Here is an 18,881-nt window from a genome sequence, read left to right on the forward strand (position 1 = left end):
TGGCTGCTGGCGCCTGATGAATATGCGCTGGCAGCTATAAAAAATAGAGCGACTGCCCCATGCCATCTTCTGTTCTGTTCACCAAAGTGCTGGTTGCCAACCGGGGCGAAATCGCACTGCGCACTGTGCGCGCCCTGCACGACCTGGGCATTGCCAGTGTGGCCGTGTATGCCGACGATGACGCCGCCAGCCCCCATGTGCACGCAGCCAGTGCGGCCGTGGCGCTGGGCGCCACCGGCCCGGCGGCGTACCTGGACGGTGCGCGCCTCATCGCCATTGCCCAGGCGCAGGGCTGCGATGCCGTGCACCCGGGCTACGGCTTCTTGAGCGAGCGCGCCGACTTCGCCCGCGCGTGCGCCGACGCCGGGCTGCGCTTCATCGGCCCCACGCCCGCGCAGCTGGCGCTGTTCGGCGACAAGGCGCAGGCCCGTGCGCTGGCGCAGCAGCAGGGCGTGCCGCTCATGCCCGGCACGCAGGCGGCGGTGACGCTGCTGGAGGCGCAGGCCTTCTTTGAGCTGCACGCCCATGCTGGCATCGTCATCAAGGCCATCGGTGGCGGCGGCGGGCGCGGCATGCGCGCGGTGGCGTCGGCCGATGACTTGCCCGCTGCCTACGCGCGCTGCCGCAGCGAGGCGCAGGCCGCCTTTGGTGTGGACGGCGTGTACGTGGAGCGCCTGATGGGCAACGCCCGCCACATCGAGGTGCAGGTGCTGGGCGATGGGCGCGAGGTGATCGCGCTGGGCGAGCGCGAGTGCACGCTGCAGCGGCGCTTTCAGAAGGTGGTGGAGATCGCGCCCAGCCCTTCGCTGCCCGCAGTGCTGCGCGAGCGGATCACCACCGCCGCACTGTCCATGGCGCGGGCGGTGCAGTACGAAGGCCTGGGCACCTTCGAGTTTCTGGTGGACTTGGCGTCGAGCGACCTGCCGTTTGTCTTCATCGAATGCAACCCACGCCTGCAGGTGGAGCACACCATCACCGAAGAGGTCACCGGCGTGGACCTGGTGCAGGCTCAGATTGCGCTGGCCGCGGGCCGCACGTTGCAGGACATCGGCCTCGACCCTGCCGCACCGCCTGCCGTGTTGGGCTTTGCCGTGCAGTGGCGCATCAACGCCGAGACGCTGGACGCACAGGGCAACGCCACCCCGGGCAGCGGTACGCTCAGCCGCTTTGACCTGCCCGCAGGCCCCGGCGTGCGCGTGGACACGCACGGCGCAGCAGGCGCCACGCCGTCGCCGCACTACGACACGCTGCTGGCCAAGCTCATCGTGCATACGCGCGGCCCGCGTTTTGCCGATGCGCTGCGCCGCTCGCAGCGCGCGCTGGCCGAGTGCCGCATCGACGGTGTGGCCACCAACCTCGCGCTGTTGCAGGCGCTGGCAACACGGCCCGAAATGGAGAGTCAGCAGGTGCACACGCGCTGGCTGGAGTCGGTGCTGCCAGAGCTTCTGATTGCTACAAAAAATATAGCTATCAAGGCAGATTCGACTAGCGCTATAGGGCAAAAAGACTTGCGTATTGCCTCTGAAGCGCCGGAAGGAGCCGTGCTGGCCCCCATGCCCGCCCGCCTGGTGCAGCTGAGCGTGGCCGAGGGCGACCTGGTCGCCGCAGGCGCCGAGCTGGCCGTGCTTGAAGCCATGAAGATGGAGCATGTGCTGCTGGCCCCACACGCGGGCCGCGTCGGCGCGCTGCTGGCCGTGGCCGGTGCCTACGTCGCGCAGGGGCAGCCGCTGCTGGTGCTGGAGGCTGTGGACGATGCGGCCGATGTCGAAGTGCAGGGCAGCGCTGCGCACGACCCCGACCACATCCGCGCCGACCTGCAACGCGTGATCGACCGCCACGCCTTCACGCTCGACGCCGCGCGCCCCGACGCCATGGCCAAGCGCCACGCGCAAGGCGGCCGCTCGGCGCGCGAGAACATTGCCGACCTGTGCGACGACGGCAGCTTCATCGAATATGGTGCCCTCGCCATCGCCGCGCAGACGCGCCGCCGCAGCAAGGAAGACCTCATCGCCAACACGCCCGCCGACGGCATGGTCACGGGCATTGGCGGCATCAACGGCGCAATCTTCGGGCCCGAGCAGTCCCGCGCCGTGGTCATGTCGTACGACGCCACCGTGCTCGCGGGCACCCAGGGCGCGCGCAACCACGCCAAGACCGACCGCATGCTCGGCATCGCGCTGGCGCAGAAGCTGCCCGTGGTGCTGTTTGCCGAGGGCGGCGGCGGGCGCCCGGGCGACACCGACATGCCCGTGGTGGCGGGGCTGCATGTGCACACCTTCGCCAGCTACGCGGCGCTGTCGGGCCAGGTGCCAGTCATCGGCATCGCCGCCGGGCGCTGCTTTGCGGGCAACGCGGCGCTGCTGGGTTGCAGCGACGTGATCATTGCCACGCGCGCCAGCAACATCGGCATGGGCGGCCCGGCCATGATCGAAGGTGGCGGGCTGGGCGTCTTCAAGCCCGAGCAGATCGGCCCCAGCCGCGTGCAGCATGCCAATGGCGTGATCGACGTGCTGGTGGAGGACGAAGCCGGGGCGGTGCAGGCCGCGCGCCACTACCTGTCGTTCTTCCAGGGCCGCACATCCCAGTGGTCCGCACCCGACCAGCGCCTGCTGCGCGCCGTGGTGCCCGAGAACCGCCTGCGCGTGTACGACACCCGCGCGGCGATGGCGGGCCTGGTGGACGAGGGCAGCCTGTTGCTGCTGCGCACCGGCTTTGGCGCAGGCATCCACACCGCATTGGCGCGCATAGAAGGTCGCCCCGTGGGCCTGCTGGCCAACAACCCGCAGCACCTGGGTGGCGCCATCGACGCCGACGCGGCCGACAAAGGCGCGCGCTTCATGCAGCTGTGCAACGCGCATGGTCTGCCCATCGTGAGCCTGGTGGACACGCCCGGCTTCATGGTCGGCCCCGAGGTCGAAGCCACGGCCCAGGTGCGCCACGTGAGCCGCCTGTTCGTCACCGCCGCCAGCCTGCGTGTACCCACCTTCAGCGTGGTGCTGCGCAAGGGTTACGGCCTGGGCGCCATGGCCATGACGGCCGGGGGCTTCCATGCGCCCGTGTTCACCGTGGCCTGGCCCACGGGCGAGTTCGGCGCCATGGGGCTCGAAGGCGCGGTGCGCCTGGGCTTTCGCAAGGAGCTGGAGGCGCTGCCCGAGGGCGCCGAGCGCGACGCGCTGTTTGCCAAGCTGCTGGCCAAGTCCTACGCCAACGGCGAGGCGATGCACATGGCCGCCACGCTGGAGATCGACGCGGTGATCGACCCGGCCGACACGCGGGCCTGGCTGGCGCGGGGGCTGGCGTCGGCGCAGGTGGCTCCGCTGGGTCCACGTTGTATCGATACCTGGTGAAGCAGCACGGCACCTGGCACGGTGGTGCCTATCGGTGCATCAGGGCGAGCTTTGCGCCGAGCCCGACAAACGCGGCCGCAAAGCCGCGGCGCAGCCACACCAGCGCGCCGGGGCGCTGCAGCACCTGGTCACGAAACCGGGCGGCAAAGACGCCATAGCCCAAGAACACCACAAAGGTCATGGCCATGAAGACCAGCGAGAGCTGGACCATGCGCCACGCGGGCTGCGCTTCACCCGGTGCAATGAACTGCGGCAGAAAGGTGAGGAAGAACAGCGACAGCTTGGGGTTGAGCAGGTTGATCAGCATGGCTTCCGCGATACGCCCACCGGCTGTGCGTGCGGGTGCGTCAGTTCGAACCTCCAGTGTGGCGGGCGAGCGCCACGTGGCCCAGCCCATGTAGACCAGGTAGGCGACCCCCGCGTAGCGCAGGACTTCGAATGCCGTAGCGCTGGCGTTGAGAAGTGCGGCCAGCCCGGTGATCGCCGCCAGCAGGTGCGGCACGATGCCGAGCGTGCAGCCCAGCGCCGTCACGGCGGCGGCTCGCGCGCCGCCCGAGAGTCCGGCCGCCACGGTCAGCAGGGTTCCTGGCCCCGGCGAGACGACCACGATGAGAGAGGTGATGAGAAATTCGATGCCCATGGCGAGAGGCCGCGCGGTGGCGGTGTGAAGTGGCGATGCCCGCAGCATCCGCCAACCCCCGCACAACGGTCTTGAACGAAATTGCAGGGTCCGGGCTGTCAGCCGCGTGCGCGAACGTAGGCGCCCGGTGTGATGCCAAAGCTGCGCGTGAAGAGGCGCGTCAGGTGGCTTTGGTCGGCAAAGCCACTGGCTGCGGCGACATCAGCCAGGGGCGTACCCGCACCCATCAGATGGCGCGCAAGCTGCAGTCGGCGCTGCAGCAGGTAGGCGTGCGGCGTCAGGCCCGTGGCCTGGGCAAATTGGCGCACGAGCTGGTAGCGGCTCAAACTTGCTGCATCGGCCAGTTGCGCGAGACTCCAGGGCGCGGTGGGATCGTCGTCCATCATGGTGCGAGCCCTGGCGATGGACGCGGCGGATTGTTGGTGGCCCTTTGGTCGCAGCAGGCCGCTCAGCACCCGCAACAGGCATTCCTCCACATGCAGCGCTGCGGCCGAGTGGTTGGGGCGGTGGGTGGCCGCGTCGAACAGCGCCAGTACCTGGGTCGCCAGCCGCGCATCGCGCATCGTCGGAGCATGGAATTCGAAGGCGGAGCCGAGCGGGCCCGGATGCACCTCTGCCGCCAATGGCGCCACCAGGGCGGGCTCCAGGTAGAGCATGCGCCAGGCGCGTCCACGCTCGTCCAGCGGCATGCCATCGTGGACTTCTCCGGGGTTGACCGTGATGGTGTCGCCTGGGCCCGATTCCACAATCCCCCGGCCGCTGGCCGATTTCTGCGCACCCCGCTCGATCACGCCGAGGCCGAACTGCAAGTGCATGTGCCTGCCGAAGACGAGGCGGGAGTCGGCCTGCATCGCTTCGATGCCGGGCAGTGCGGTGGGCAGGAATCGGAAGGGTTTTTGCTGCATGGCGCGCGGCCTTGGGGTGGCGCGGGGCCATGATAAGCTGACCTGATCGTCCCTTTTTCCTCCCTCAGTTTCACACGCGGAGACTCCTCTATGCCTGGCCTTTTGCCCGATATCGACCCCGATGGTTTGCTCGAATTTTCGGTGGTCTACACCGACCGCGCGCTCAACCACATGTCCAAGCGCTTCACCGGCGTGGTGCAGGACATCCTGGGCACGCTCAAAGAGGTCTACCACGCCCACACCGCCGTGCTGGTGCCCGGCAGCGGTACCTTCGGCATGGAGGCCGTGGCGCGTCAGTTTGCCAACAAGGAAAAGGTGCTCATCGTGCGCAACGGCTGGTTCAGCTACCGCTGGACGCAGATCTTTGATGCCGACAAGGGCCTGGGTGGCGGTTCCGTGGTGTGCAAGGCGCGTCAGCAGGGCAGTGGCCCGCAGGCGCCCTGGGCACCATGCCCCGCAGAAGAAGTCGCCGCCACCATCCGCGCTGAAAAGCCCAAGGTGGTGTTTGCGCCCCATGTGGAAACGGCCAGCGGCATCATCCTTTCGGACGACTACATCCGCACGCTGACGGCAGCTGCGCATGAGGTGGGCGCGCTGTTTGTGCTGGACTGCGTGGCGTCGGGCGCGATGTGGGTCGATATGCAGGCCACGGGCGTGGATGTGCTCATCAGCGCGCCGCAAAAGGGCTGGAGCGGATCGCCTTGCTGCGCCATGGTGATGCTGTCCGAGCGTGCGCGCGAAGCCATCGAGGGCACCACGAGCAGCAGCTTCTCATGCGACCTCAAGAAGTGGATGCAGATTGCCGAGGGCTACGAAAAGGGCCAGCACGCGTACCACACCACCATGCCCACGGATGCGCTGGTGCGCCTGCGCGAGGTGATGGCCGAGACGCGTGCATATGGATTTGCCAAGGTGCGTGACGAGCAGATCGAATTGGGCGCCAAGGTGCGCGCGCTGCTCGAATCGCGCGGCTTCCCCAGCGTGGCAGCCGACGGCTTCAAGGCGCCTGGCGTGGTGGTGAGCTACACCACCGACTCCGGCATCCAGAACGGCAAGAAGTTCATGGAAGTGGGCCTGCAGACGGCTGCGGGTGTGCCGCTGCAGTGCGATGAGGGGCCGGATTTCAAGACCTTCCGCATTGGCCTGTTTGGCCTGGAGAAGTGGCACAACGTGGACCGCACGGTGGGCCACCTGTCGAAGGCGCTGGACCAGATTGCGGTGGCGGCCTGACGCATTGGGGTCGAGGTCGGCGGGCTGGCCCGGATGAGGCCAGAGACTGACAGCGCAACCGTCGCCCTGCGGCGTGCCAAACGGCAGGCGCTGGGACTGTTGCTGCTGGTGACGGCGGTGTTCATCGCCACCAGCGTGGTCGAACGCGGACTGTGGCTCAACGGTGTGAAGGCCATGGCCGAGGCCGCCATGGTGGGTGCGCTGGCGGACTGGTTTGCGGTGGTGGCGCTGTTCCGGCGCCCGCTGGGCCTGCCCATTCCGCACACGGCGGTCATTGCGCGCAACCAGGCGCGCATCGGCCGCAACCTGGCCACCTTTGTGCGCGACAAGTTCCTGGACGTGCCTTCGCTCGTGTCGCTGATCCGCCGGCACGACCCGGCCGAGCGTCTTGCGCAGTGGCTCACGGCGCCAGGCAACGCCGCGCTGCTGGGGCACCAGGCCACGCGCCTGGCATCGGCCGCGCTGGAGACGGTGCAGGACGCGCAGGTGGAGCGCTTCATCCAAAAAGCCGCGCGTGCCTTGATCGGGCAGGTGGATATGTCGCGTGCCCTGGCGGCGGTGCTCGACACCCTCACGCACAACGGCCGTCACCAGGCGCTGCTGGACGACGTGCTGGCCAAGCTCATCGAACTGCTGCAGAACGAGCAAACCCGCACCTGGGTCGCGCAGTCCATCGTGGCCTGGCTCAAGAAGGACCACCCGCGCACCGAGAAGTTGCTGCCCAGCGACTGGCTGGGCGACAAGGGCTCGGCCCTGCTGGCCCGCGCGCTGGAGAGCCTGATGGCAGATGTCGCCGCCAACCCGCAGCACGCACTGCGTGCGCAGTTTGATGTGGCGGTGCAGCGCTTTATCGAGCGCCTGCGCAGCGACCCGGAATGGGAGCGCAAGGGCGAGGAGATCCGCACCTGGTTGCAGACCGACGCCACGGTGGCAGGTTATGTGCAGACCTTATGGCTGGATCTGCGCGGCGCTCTGCAACGCGACCTGGCCGATGCCAACTCGGTGCTGGCGCGGCAGGTGGGCAAGCTGGGGTTATGGCTGGGCGAGTCGCTGGCGGGGGACGCGGCGCTGCGGCAGTCGTTCAATGACAGGCTGGAGCGTTGGGTGGAGGGTCTGGCGCCGGATGTGTCGGCGTTCATTGCGCAGCACATCGAGGACACGGTGCGGCGGTGGGATACGGAAGAGATGACGCAGCTGATCGAGCTGAACATTGGCAAGGATCTGCAGTACATCCGCATCAATGGCACCGTGGTGGGCGGGCTCATTGGGCTGGTGCTGTTTGCTGTGTCGCATGTGGGGGAGATGGGGCGGGCTTTGTGGGGCGGGTGAGGGCCGCTGAGCGCGGCGCAGCGTGGGACAAGAGGTGATGCCCCTACCGCACCCCTCACAACAACCGGAACACCAGCGGCATCAGCACCGCAGCCAGCACCACCTGCAGCCCCAGCGCCAACCCTGCATACGCCCCCGCTTCGGCATGCACCTGCAGCGCATGCGCCGCGCCGATGCCATGTGACGCCGTGCCCAGCGCAAAGCCCCGCAGTGCCATGCCTTGCGCGTCGGTGGGCAGGCGCATCAAGCCAAACAGCCAGCGCGCAGACAGCGCCCCCACCATGCCCGTCAGCGCCGCGAACACGGCGGCCAGGGCGGGCACGCCGCCGATCTGTGCGGCGATGCCCATGGCGACCGGGGCGGTGACGGATTTGGGGGCCAGCGACATCAGCACATCACCCGGCAGGCCCAGTGCCCAGCCCAGGCCTACAGCGCTGGCGGCCGCCGCGCTGCCACCCGCCAGCGAGGCCAGCACCGGCCGGCCCCAACGCGAGCGCAAGGCCGCGCGGCGCTGCCACAGGGGCCAGCCCAGCGCCACCACCGCAGGGCCCAGCAAGAAGTGGATGAACTGCGCGCCCGCAAAGTACGTGGGATAGGCCGTGCCGGTGGCCAGCATGACCGTGGCCAGAATGGCCACCGACAGCATCACCGGGTTGGCCCAGGGCGCGTGCCCCGAGCGCACCGACAGCGCCTGCGCCAGCACATACACCGCCAGCGTTGCGGTCAGCCCGAACAGTGGGGCCGATGCCAGGTACACCCACAGCTCAACGAAGTTCGCCATGGGTCTCCTTGGGCTGCAAAAGACGCAGCACCAGCGCTGTCACGGCCATACCGACCCAGGTGGACAGCACAATCACCGCCACCAGCTGCAGGCCATAGGTGCTCAGCAGCGCCAGGTGGGTCATCACCCCCACGCCTACCGGCACAAACAGCAGCGACAGGTGCTGGAGCAAGAAGCCCGCCGCCGGGGCTACGGCATCCCGCACGGGCTGCCAACGCAAGGCCAGCAAGAGCAGCACCATGCCGACCACCGGCCCTGGGACCGGGAGCTTCAAAAAGTGGGACAGCGCCTCGCCCCCCGACTGCATGAGCAGAAGAAAGGCCAGCCCTTGCAGCGCCTTCATGGCGATCAGAAACGCGGCAGGTCGGGGTGCTTGATCTGCCCCCCACGCACCAGCATCTTCCCGTACTCCGCGCACCGGTTCAGCGTGGGGATCACCTTGCCGGGGTTCAGCAACCCTGCCGGATCAAACGCGTGCTTGAGCCCGAACATCTGCGCGTTCTCCGCCGCAGAGAACTGCACGCACATGCTGTTGAGCTTTTCCACGCCCACGCCATGCTCGCCCGTCACCGTGCCGCCCATGGCGACGCTGGTCTCCAGGATGTCGGCGCCAAACAGCTCGCAGCGGTGCAGTTGGTCGGCATCGTTCGCATCGAACAGGATCAGCGGGTGCAGGTTGCCGTCGCCCGCGTGGAACACGTTGGCACAGCGCAGCTGGTATTTCTTTTCCATCTCCTGGATGGCGAGCAGGATGTCCGCCAGGCGCTTGCGCGGGATGGTCGAGTCCATGCACATGTAGTCGGGGCTGATGCGGCCGCTGGCGGGGAAGGCGTTCTTGCGGCCGCTCCAGAAGCGCAGGCGCTCGGCTTCGTCGTTGCTGACCGAGATGGCGGTGGCGCCTGCAGCGCGCAGCACGTCGCTCATGCGGCCGATTTCTTCCTCTACCTCTTCGGGTGTGCCGTCGCTCTCGCACAGCAGGATGGCTTCCGCAGTCAGGTCGTAGCCCGCGTGCACAAAGTCCTCCACGGCAGCGGTCATGGGTTTGTCCATCATCTCCAGGCCAGCCGGGATGATGCCCGCCGCGATGACGGCAGCCACCGCGTCGCCCGCTTTGCGCACGTCGTCAAAGCTGGCCATGATGCAGCGCGCCAGCTGGGGCTTGGGGATGAGCTTGACGGTGACCTCGGTGGTCACGGCCAGCATGCCCTCGCTGCCGATCACGGCGGCCAGCAGGTCGTAGCCAGGGGCGTCGAGTGCCTCGCTGCCGAATTCGACGGGCTCGCCTTCCACCGTGAAGCCCTTTACCTTGAGCACGTTGTGCACGGTGAGGCCGTATTTGAGGCAGTGCACGCCGCCCGAGTTCTCGGCCACGTTGCCGCCGATGGTGCAGGCGATCTGGCTGCTGGGGTCGGGCGCGTAGTAGAGGTTGTAGGGTGCCGCCGCCTCGCTGATCGCCAGGTTGCGCACGCCACACTGCACCACGGCCGTGCGGCTTTCGGGGTTGATGTCGAGGATGCGGTTGAACTTGGCCAGCGACATCGTCACGCCCAGGGCGTGCGGCATGGCGCCGCCCGACAGGCCCGTGCCCGCACCGCGCGCCACCACCGGCACCTGCAGCTGGTGGCACACCTGCAGCACGGCCTGCACCTCGTCGTAGGTTTCCGGCAGACACACCACCAGTGGGCGCTGGCGGTAGGCGGTGAGGCCGTCGCATTCGTAGGGCGTGGTGTCCTCGTTGTGCCAGAGCAGTGAGTGGGCGGGCAGCACGCGGCCCAGGGCCTGGACAACCTCGGCCTGGCGCGCGGCGCGTTCGGACAGGGCTACGGTGGGGTCGGCGGCAGTGTTCATGGCTGTCACTGTAGGGGATGGTTCGGTGCCCGGGCTTGAGCTTTTCTTCAGGGGATTGTGAAAAACACCGGATTGCTCACCAATTGATAGCTGCTGGTGCCTGTTGGGCAAGCGCTGGAGGCAAATTTACCTGAACCAGATGGAGGCGAGCGTGACTCGGGCGAGGGCAGCCGAGCAAGGGCCGCCCCGCAGCTAGGGCTGCGTCCCCCTTCCCGGCGCAGCGGAGAGAAAGGAGAAGGCGCCCAAGGCGACTCAGGGGGATACCTCTACTACGCCATGGTTTTGCGCAGCCATTCGGCAAACGCTGCGCATTCCCACCGGTCCATGGTGCCCGTGCGCCAGCACAGGTAGTGCGCGTGGGGGCTGGCGGTGTCGGTGTCAAACAGGCGCACCAGTGTGCCGTTCTCCAGCCAGGGCGCGCCCAGCTTCAGGCGTACCAGCGCCACGCCCATGCCGGCAGCGGCGCCATCACACATCAGGCCGATGTCGTTGAACTGCGAGCCCTCGCTGGGCTCGGCCCAGTCGAGACCCGTGGCAGCAAACCAGGTGCGCCAGGGCTCCAGCGGGCTGCGCAGCAGGGGCACGCCCTCCAGGTCCTCGGGGCGGTCAAAGGGCCCGTGCTCGCGCACAAATGCGGGCGAGGCCAGGGGTGTGACCACGTCGCGCGCCAGCTCCACATGCTCCACGTCGGCATAGTGGCCGGGGCCAAAGCGCACCATCAGGTCGGCGTCTTCGGCCACCACGTCCAGCAGCGGGATGGAGACCTGCAGCGCCAGGTCGATCTCGGGATAGGCCTCGGTGAACTGGCGCAGGCGGGGGATGAGGATGGTGCGCGCAAACGTGGGCGTCACGGCCAGCTTGAGCCGCCGCCGCCCGGGCGCGGCCGCCTGGCCGGGGAACCGCTGCAGCGCGCCCAGCCCCTCGCGCACATGGGCCAGGTAGGCGCTGCCCTCGGTGGTGAGCGAAAAATCGGCCCGGCCAAACAGCCGCACCCCCAGGATCTGCTCCAGCTGCTTGACGCGGTGGCTCACGGCGCTGGGTGTCACGCACAGCTCGTCGGCCGTCTGCGTCACGCTGCGCAGGCGGGCCAGCGCCTCGAAGGTCAGCAGGCACTGGATGGGCGGGATGCGCCGTGCAGCGCTGCTGAGGAAGGAGGACGGGGCTGCCGTGGCCATGGGAAAGCTGGACTAGCGGAAGATGACTGTCTTGTGGCCGTTCAGGATCACGCGGTGCTCGCTGTGCCACTTCACGGCGCGGGCCAGCACCTGGCTTTCGGTGTCGCGGCCGCGGGCCGTGAGGTCTTCCACGGTGTCGGTGTGGTCGGCGCGGGCCACGTCCTGCTCGATGATCGGGCCTTCGTCCAGGTCGGCCGTCACATAGTGGGCCGTGGCGCCGATCAGCTTCACGCCCCGGTCATGGGCCTGGTAGTAAGGCTTGGCGCCCTTGAAGCTGGGCAGGAAGCTGTGGTGGATGTTGATGGCCCGACCGGCCAACTTTTGACATAGGTCAAGAGAAAGTATCTGCATGTAACGGGCCAATACCACCAACTCGGCCCCTTCGCCCTCGATAATCTCAAACTGTTTGGCTTCGGCCTGGGCCTTGGTGCTGCCCGTCATCGGGATGTGATGAAACGGCACGTTGTAGCTGGCCGCCAGCTGGTAGAAGTCGCGGTGGTTGCTGATGATGGCGCGGATGTCGATGGGCAGCAAGCCACTCTTCCAGCGGAACAGCAGGTCGTTGAGGCAGTGGCCTTCCTTGCTGACCATGAGCACGGTTTTCATGGGGGCTGCCGTGGCGTGCAGGCTCCAGTGCATGTTGTAGGGCTCGGCAAAGCTGGTCAGGCGCGCTTTGAGGGTGGGGTGGTCATGCTGGTCGCAGGCAAACTGCACCCGCATGAAGAACAGGCCCGTGGCGTGGTCGTTGTACTGCGCGGCTTCTTCGATGTTGCCGCCATGCTCCAGCAAAAAGCCGGAGACGGCGTGCACCAGCCCCAGGCGGTCGGGGCAGGACAGGGTAAGGATGTAGGCGTTGGTCATAGCTGTGCAATTGTCGCAGCAAGGGCCAAAGGCCGTGAAACCGTGAAATCAACAAGGAGCGCAAGAAGCGCAATGGGCAACGAGGGCTATGCCTCATCACTGGTCCCCTGGCGGGGCATGCTGCTGTACCTGGTGCTGGGGGTGGCCTGGGTGTTTGCGGGCGATGTGTTGCTGGCCCACTGGGTGACCGACCCGGCCCTGTTGACCCGTTTTCAGACCTGGAAGGGCTGGGGCTATGTGGCGCTGACCAGCGGCCTGGCCTGGTGGCTGCTGCGGCGCATGCGCCGTGCCGAAAAGGTGCGCATGGCCATGGCGCAGGAGCTGACGCAGATCGTGCGCCATGCGCCGGCCGGGTTTGCGCGGGTGGCGCTGGACGGCAGCTTTCTGTGGGCCAACGCCCGCCTGTGCGACCTGCTGGGGGCCACGCCCGCGCAGACGCTGGGCCTCAATTTTCGCGATGTGATGATCGCCCAGGACCCTGACTGGGCGGCGTCGCAGCTGGAGCGCCTGCTGGCTGGCGAGATCGACCACTATGTGGGCGAGCGCCACTGCCTGCGGCTGGACAACGGCCGCCGGGCGCCTGTGCTGTGCACCGTGACACTGGCGCCCGAAGTGGGCGATGAGCCCGCGCACCTTGTGTGTGTGGTGCAGGACCTCGACGAGATCAAGGCCGCGCGTGCGGCGCTGCAGCGCAGCGAGGCCCGCCAGCGCCTGGCAGCCACAGTGGTGGACAACACCATGGAGGGCGTGGTGGTGACTGACGCCCACAGCCGCATCCTGTCGGTCAACGCGGCGTTCACCCGCCTGCTGGGCTATACCGAGGAGGAGCTGCTGGGCAAGACCCCGCGCGTCTTCAAGTCGGGCCGCCACGACAAGGCTTTTTATGAGGCGATGTGGTCGGCGCTGACCGAAACCGGGTACTGGCAGGGCGAGATCTGGAACCGCCGCAAGAACGGCGAGATCTTCCCGGAGCACATGTCCCTGTCGGCCGTGCGCGACCCGGCGGGCGAGATCACGCACTACGTGTGCATGTTCACCGACATCTCCGAAGAAAAGGCCCAGCAGCGGCAACTGGAATACCTGGCGCACAACGACCCGCTCACGGGCTTGTCCAACCGCACCTGGTTCGGGCACCAGCTGGAGCTGGCGGTGCAGGAGGCGCAGGGCAGTGGCGAGCACATTGCCGTGCTGCTGCTCAACCTGGACCGCTTCAAGGACGTGAACGACAGCTACGGCCATGCCACGGGCGACGAGGTGCTCAAGCACATTGCGCGGCAGGTACAGTCCGCCCTGCGGCCCGGAGACGTGCTGGGGCGCATGGCGGGCGACGAGCTGGCCGTGGTGGCGCGCAACCTGCGCCATGCCGATGGTGCCGCCGCCGTGGCGCGCCACCTGATCCGCGCCGTGGCCGAGCCCTGGCGTTCGCCCGACGGGCTCGAGGTGGTGGCGGGCGTCAGTGTGGGCATCTGCATGTTCCCTGAGCACGCTGGCACCACCGAACTGCTGCTGCAGGGCGCCCATGCGGCGGTCTATGGCGCCAAGGCGCGCGGCCGGGGGGCGTGGTGTTTCTTCCACGAGGCCATGACCCAGGCGGCCCGCGAGCGGCTGGAGCTGGAGTCGCGCCTGCGCCTGGCGCTGGCCCAGGGCCATCTGCAGATGTACTACCAGCCCCAGATCGACATTGCCACCGGTCGCATCCAGGGCGCCGAAGCCCTGGTGCGCTGGAACGACCCGCAAGAGGGGCTTATCTCCCCCGCGCGCTTCATTCCCGTGGCCGAGACCTCGGGCGTCATCGGCCCGCTGGGCGAATGGGTGGTGCGCGAGGTCTGCCGTCAGGGCCAGCAATGGCGTGATGCCGGGCTGCCACCGCTGACCCTGGCGCTGAATGTGTCGCCGCGCCAGTTCCACCTGACCGACTTGGCCGGTTGCACGTCGGCCGCGCTGCAGGCCAGCGGGTTCCCCGCGGCACTGCTGGAGCTGGAGATCACCGAAAGCGCCCTGGCCGAACGTACCGAAGAAGCCCGTCAGGTGCTGGTGCGCCTGCGCGAGCTGGGGGTGCGCATCGCGGTGGATGACTTTGGCACCGGCTATTCGTCGCTGGCGCAGCTCAAGCGGTTTCCCATCGACGTGCTCAAGATCGACCAGGGATTCATCCGCGATATTCCGCAAAGCGAGGACGACATGGCCATCAGCGCCGCCATCATCGCCATGGGGCATAGCATGGGCCTGTCGGTGCTGGCCGAGGGGGTGGAGACCGAGGGCCAGCTGGCCTTTCTGCGCGAGCGGGGCTGCGACGCCTACCAGGGCTACCTGTGCAGCCGCCCTGTGCCTGCCGACGATTTTGTGGCGCTGCTGCGCGCGCAGGCGGAGTCTGCTGCCGCCGCGCAGGGCTAAAAGGCGCGCTCAGACCTTCTGTCCGGGGGGCGCAGGGCGCCACTGCTCGCGCAACTCTGCGCACACATCACGCGGGGGCAGCGCCGGGGTCTGGACCACGGCATCTGCTTGTGCACCTGATTGGATAGCGTCTGGCGCGTGCTCCACCTGCGCTATCACCACTTTTGACACCAGATTTGCCGGCCAATGCGTTGGCACGCCCAGGTGGCGCAGCACATGGCCGCCGCCAGCCACCAGCAGCACCGTCTGGCCGGAGCGCAACGCCTCCTGGGCCGTCCGGGCCATGCTGGCGTCGCGGGCGATCTGGATGCGGGCCATGGGCGCAATTTGTGGCTCCGGCAGCAGCCCGCAGTGGCCGTCGCGCAGCGCCTGGTATTGCTGCGCCAGCGCGGGGGCGGGCAGGTGCCGGTCCCAGGCGGCCTCCGCCATGGCGGCCCGCATGCGGGCGCGGGGCAGGTTGCCTCCCAACACGGGCACTCCGGCGCCCACGGCCGCCATCACCACCGGGCCATAGGCCTGCCATGGCCAGGCGGCGTTGTCCCATTGCAGGGCGGCCTGGGCCTGCGCTTCGCTGGCATCGCGCGGCAGGCCCCGGGTGCTGTGGCCCCGCTCGGCCATTTCCATCACCACGGCCGCCAGCTGCCCGCGCGAGGACAGCCACGCCACGGCCTCGCGCTGCAGGCGCTGGTGGTCGGGTGCATCGTGCTGCTCGCCCAGCAGCAGTACATCGGCGGGCAGCAGGCTCTGCAAGCGGTCGGTCCAGAGGGGGGAGGGCGGCGTGCCCGGGGCAGGGGCGTAGGCGCAGCCAGCCAGCGCCACGGTGACGCTTCCCAGCACCAGCCAGGTGCGCAGGAGAGGGAGGGGCAGTCGTTGCATGGCGCCATGCTACGCGGGTCGCTCTTGACCCAGGTCAAGGTTGTGGTGATGCCCCTTCCCTACACTGCGCCATGCGCTCCCGTCCCACGCTCTCCACCAAACTCCTTGCCATGGGCGCGGGCTTCTTGTTGGTGGCGCTCGCTTCCATCGGCCTGACCCTGTGGGTGACCTGGAAGCTCGAGGGCGGCGCAGCGGCGGTCAACGAGGCCGGCCGCCTGCGCATGAACATGCTGCGCATGGTGCTGGTGCTGCAGACCGAGCCACCCGAGGCCGTGCAAGAACGCGCCCGCCAGTTCGACGCCAGCCTGGAGTTGCTGCGCACGGGCGATCCGTCGCGCCCGCTGTTTGTGCCGTGGAGCGACGAGACACGTACGCGGTTCGATGGCATCCGCACCCGGTGGACCGGGGCCCGCACCGGGTGGGTCAGCGCATCGCCCCCGGACCGCGCCCGGAACCTGGCGGAGGCCGATGCCTTTGTGCAGCAGGTCGATGGTTTTGTGGACGCCATCGAGATCCAGATCGCGGGCTGGACCGCCGCGCTGCACCTGTTTCAGCTGTTCATGATGGCGCTGGCCATCGTGGCTGCCGTCACCTTCATGGCCGTGAGCTATCTGCTGGTCATCAATCCCGTGGCGCGCCTGCAGCAGGCCCAGGCCCGGCTGCGCCAGGGCGAGCTGGGCACGCGGCTGCCGGTGGATACGGATGACGAGTTCGGTCAGCTGTCGGCGGGCTTCAATCTCATGGCGCATGCACTGCAGGCATCGCACGACGAGCTGGAGCACAAGGTGCGCGAAAAGACCGCCAGCATCGCTGTGCAGAACCAGCGCCTGGCCGCGTTGTATGAGGTGAGCGCGCTGGCCAGCACGGCGGGCAGCCTGGAGCTGCTGGCCCAGGGTTTTGTGCAGCAGATCCGCCGCGTGGCGGGGGCCGACGCAGCCGCCGTGCGCTGGTCCAATGAGGCCAACGAACGCTATGTGCTGCTGGCGGGCGACGGCCTGCCGCGCACCATGGCCGAAGGCGAGCACTGCCTGCACACGGGCACCTGCCTGTGTGGCCAGCCGCAGGCCCAGGCGCGCACGCGGGTCATTCCCATCACACCGTCGACCACCGTTGCCTTGCCCCATTGCCGCGAGGCGGGGTTCCAGACCATGGTCACCATCCCGGTGCAGATGCTGCAGCGCCTGCTGGGCGAGGTGGATCTGTTCTTCCGCTCGCCAGTGGAGCTGACCGATGAACTGCGCGACCTGCTCGAAGCCATGACGCGCCACCTGGCCAGTGCCATGGAGGGCCTGCGTGCCACCGCGCTGGAGCGCGAGGCGGCGGTGGCAGAGGAGCGCAGCCTGCTGGCGCGGGAGCTGCACGACTCCATCGCCCAGTCGCTGGCCTTCCTCAAGATCCAGACCCAGCTGCTGCGCGATGCCGTGGCGCGCGGCGATGAGGCCAAGCGCGACCGCAGCATCGGCGAGCTGGATGTGGGTGTGCGCGAGTGTTATTCCGATGTGCGCGAGCTGCTGGTGCACTTCCGCACCCGCACCAGCGAGGAAGACATCGAGTCAGCGCTGCGCGCCACCTTGTCCAAGTTTGAGCACCAGACCGGCATGGCCACCACGCTGGGCATGGTGGGCCACGGCTTGCCGCTGGCGCAGGACGTGCAGATCCAGGTGCTGCACATGGTGCAGGAGGCCTTGTCGAACGTGCGCAAACATTCGGGCGCCACGCGGGTGGATGTGCTGGTGCACCGCCATCCACGCTGGCGCTTTGAGGTGCAGGACAACGGCACTGGCTTTGAGGTGGCCTCCGTGCCACCGGACTCGCTGCATGTAGGCCTGGGCATCATGCGCGAACGGGCCCAGCGCATTGGCGCGGTGGTCCAGGTGGAGTCCGCTCCGGGGCAGGGCACCCGGGTGTGCATCGAGCTTCCCTCGGTCGCACCCACCCAGCCTCACCAGCCCGCCGCATCCACCCATTCAGCGGGTTCGATATACGCCGTAGCCCCCCAACAAGCCACCATGCCATGACGACCTCCGTATCGCCCGTTGCCACAACCCCCGCGTCAGCGCCGACGTCACCGCCGGTCACGCTGCTGGTAGTGGACGATCACACGCTGTTCCGTCGCGGGCTGATCGCGCTGCTGAGCCAGTATGAGGGCCTGTCCGTGGTGGGCGAGGCGGGGGATGCCGCGCAGGCCCTGCGGCTTGCGCCCCAGCTGCAGCCGCAGGTGATCCTGCTCGACAACCACCTGCCCGGGGTGATGGGCGTGGATGCCATCCAGGGCCTGCGCGAGGTGTCACCCACCTCGCGCGTGCTCATGCTCACCGTGAGCGAGGATGCGCAAGACCTGGCCACCGCGCTGCGCAACGGCGCGCAGGGCTACCTGCTCAAGACCATCGACGGCGACCTGTTGGCCCAGGCCATTCGCCGTGCCGCCCGGGGCGAGCCCGTGGTAAGCCCCGAACTCATGGGCAAGCTGGTGGCGGCGTTCCAGTCGCAAGGCGCGCCCGAGATAGCGCCCGCCGCGCCCATACCCGCCGATGCAGCTGCGGTCGCTGCAGGCGCCGTCAGCGGCTTCACCCCCCTGTCACCGCGAGAGGAAGACGTGCTGCGCGAGATTGCACGCGGCGCAAGCAACAAGGAAATCGCGCGGACACTCGACATCGCCGAGACCACGGTCAAGATCCATGTGCAGCACATCCTGCGCAAGCTGGGCCTGAGTTCACGCGTGCAGGCAGCGGTGTACGCCTCGGACCGGCAGCGCGCAGAGTAGCGCGGCAGCGCAACCGCCGTGGTCGGCCAGGGATTTGCCGCTGACCACTCCGCGCGTAAGCCGGTGCACCTGCGCAAGCGCGCGCTGCGCGAGCCCGGCGCATGAAGCCATTACGCCCGCTACATCGCCAATCGCACATTGCGCGTCGCCCATAGCGCCTGCCGTCATGCAACCCCTGGGGGTGGGGCGCAGCGCGGGGGAACTTCATAGACTTCTTTCCAGTGTTCTACCTGCCACTGGCCAACGGCCGTATTGCTGAGGAAGCCTTTGATGTCCCCCGAACAAATCCATCTGGTTCGCCAGAGCTTTGCGCAGGTTGCTCCTGTCGCCGCGAAGGCGGGTGCGCTGTTCTACGCCAAGCTGTTCGCGCGCGATCCCGCTATCAGCGGGCTGTTCGCCTCGTCCGACATGAACGAACAGGCGCGCAAGCTGCTGGACATGATCGGCAGCGCCGTGCGCATGCTCGGCCAACCCGAGCAGCTGGACGCCGCACTGCGCGCACTTGGCAAACGGCACGCGGGCTATGGCGTAGAGGCCGCGCACTACGACACGGTGGGTGCGGCGCTGCTCGACACACTGGCCGAAGCACTTGGCGGCGCCTTCAACCCCGCCACGCGCGAGGCATGGGGCGCCTTGTATGCCCACGTGGGCACCACCATGCGGGCGGGGGGCGCAGGGGCGTAGCATTGCAGCGGCGGGCGGTTTGCTTGCCCGGGTGACCGATCCTTGTC

General features: G+C 68.2%; 15 protein-coding genes. 7 read left to right on the forward strand and 8 right to left on the reverse strand.

Translation table 11 applies throughout. The features are described from left to right. Positions 1–74 precede the first annotated feature (74 nt). Positions 75–3,347 carry a carboxyl transferase domain-containing protein gene (locus C8C96_RS06190; protein WP_121943899.1) on the forward strand — a complete coding sequence of 1,091 codons (3,273 nt, stop codon included), beginning with the start codon at positions 75–77 and terminating at the stop codon, positions 3,345–3,347. Positions 3,348–3,375: 28 nt separating this feature from the next. On the opposite strand, the gene C8C96_RS06195 is transcribed toward C8C96_RS06190, so the two are convergent. After that, a complete protein-coding gene (locus tag C8C96_RS06195) occupies positions 3,376–3,987 on the reverse strand; it encodes a LysE family translocator (protein WP_121941772.1) in 612 nt (203 codons plus the stop codon). 98 nt (positions 3,988–4,085) lie between these two features. Then, entirely contained in the window at positions 4,086–4,892 is an 807-nt protein-coding gene (locus C8C96_RS06200) for an AraC family transcriptional regulator (RefSeq protein WP_121941773.1), read from the reverse strand. A 90-nt stretch (positions 4,893–4,982) separates the two neighbouring features. On the opposite strand from C8C96_RS06200, the gene C8C96_RS06205 reads away from it, so the two are divergent. Then, positions 4,983–6,122, forward strand: coding sequence for an aminotransferase class V-fold PLP-dependent enzyme (locus C8C96_RS06205; protein ID WP_121941774.1), 1,140 nt, complete (start codon positions 4,983–4,985; stop codon positions 6,120–6,122). A 33-nt stretch (positions 6,123–6,155) separates the two neighbouring features. Further along, positions 6,156–7,451, forward strand: a complete 1,296-nt coding sequence (locus tag C8C96_RS06210; protein WP_121941775.1) for a DUF445 domain-containing protein — start codon at positions 6,156–6,158, stop codon at positions 7,449–7,451. 55 nt (positions 7,452–7,506) lie between these two features. Here the strand turns inward: C8C96_RS06210 and C8C96_RS06215 are convergent, their stop codons facing one another. The 5 genes from C8C96_RS06215 to purU form a co-directional block, all read right to left on the reverse strand. After that, the gene (locus C8C96_RS06215; protein ID WP_121941776.1) at positions 7,507–8,232 is read right to left on the reverse strand and encodes an LrgB family protein; all 726 of its coding nucleotides are present in this window, start codon (positions 8,230–8,232) and stop codon (positions 7,507–7,509) included. Further along, on the reverse strand, positions 8,216–8,575 hold the full coding sequence (locus C8C96_RS06220; protein ID WP_056059873.1) for a CidA/LrgA family protein: 360 nt from the start codon (positions 8,573–8,575) through the stop codon (positions 8,216–8,218). Before C8C96_RS06220 ends, C8C96_RS06215 begins: the two co-directional genes overlap by 17 nt. A 5-nt stretch (positions 8,576–8,580) precedes the next feature. Next, positions 8,581–10,080 (reverse strand): FAD-linked oxidase C-terminal domain-containing protein, encoded by a 1,500-nt coding sequence (locus tag C8C96_RS06225; RefSeq protein ID WP_121941777.1) that lies wholly within the window; start codon positions 10,078–10,080, stop codon positions 8,581–8,583. A gap of 269 nt (positions 10,081–10,349) precedes the next feature. Beyond that, positions 10,350–11,255, reverse strand: coding sequence for a LysR substrate-binding domain-containing protein (locus C8C96_RS06230; protein ID WP_056059867.1), 906 nt, complete (start codon positions 11,253–11,255; stop codon positions 10,350–10,352). Between the two features lie 12 nt (positions 11,256–11,267). After that, a complete protein-coding gene (gene purU / locus C8C96_RS06235) occupies positions 11,268–12,116 on the reverse strand; it encodes a formyltetrahydrofolate deformylase (RefSeq protein ID WP_056059864.1) in 849 nt (282 codons plus the stop codon). A gap of 72 nt (positions 12,117–12,188) precedes the next feature. Between purU and C8C96_RS06240 the strand changes: the two genes are divergently transcribed. Then, positions 12,189–14,510: a bifunctional diguanylate cyclase/phosphodiesterase gene (locus C8C96_RS06240; protein ID WP_056059861.1), complete on the forward strand. Its 2,322-nt coding sequence runs from the start codon at positions 12,189–12,191 to the stop codon at positions 14,508–14,510. A gap of 9 nt (positions 14,511–14,519) precedes the next feature. Here the strand turns inward: C8C96_RS06240 and C8C96_RS06245 are convergent, their stop codons facing one another. Further along, positions 14,520–15,386 (reverse strand): ChaN family lipoprotein, encoded by an 867-nt coding sequence (locus C8C96_RS06245; RefSeq protein WP_121941778.1) that lies wholly within the window; start codon positions 15,384–15,386, stop codon positions 14,520–14,522. Between the two features lie 71 nt (positions 15,387–15,457). Between C8C96_RS06245 and C8C96_RS06250 the strand changes: the two genes are divergently transcribed. The 3 genes from C8C96_RS06250 (at position 15,458) to C8C96_RS06260 (ending at position 18,834) form a co-directional block, all read left to right on the forward strand. Next, positions 15,458–17,404: a type IV pili methyl-accepting chemotaxis transducer N-terminal domain-containing protein gene (locus tag C8C96_RS06250; protein ID WP_233584169.1), complete on the forward strand. Its 1,947-nt coding sequence runs from the start codon at positions 15,458–15,460 to the stop codon at positions 17,402–17,404. Beyond that, positions 17,401–18,150 carry a response regulator gene (locus C8C96_RS06255; RefSeq protein ID WP_121941779.1) on the forward strand — a complete coding sequence of 250 codons (750 nt, stop codon included), beginning with the start codon at positions 17,401–17,403 and terminating at the stop codon, positions 18,148–18,150. The genes C8C96_RS06250 and C8C96_RS06255 overlap by 4 nt, the downstream gene beginning before the upstream one ends. Before the next feature lie 270 nt (positions 18,151–18,420). Next, positions 18,421–18,834, forward strand: a complete 414-nt coding sequence (locus tag C8C96_RS06260; protein WP_121941780.1) for a globin family protein — start codon at positions 18,421–18,423, stop codon at positions 18,832–18,834. The last annotated feature ends 47 nt before the right edge of the window (positions 18,835–18,881 follow it).

The organism is Acidovorax sp. 100 (assembly GCF_003688355.1).
In the GTDB taxonomy this organism is placed as follows: Bacteria; Pseudomonadota; Gammaproteobacteria; order Burkholderiales; family Burkholderiaceae_C; genus Acidovorax; species Acidovorax delafieldii.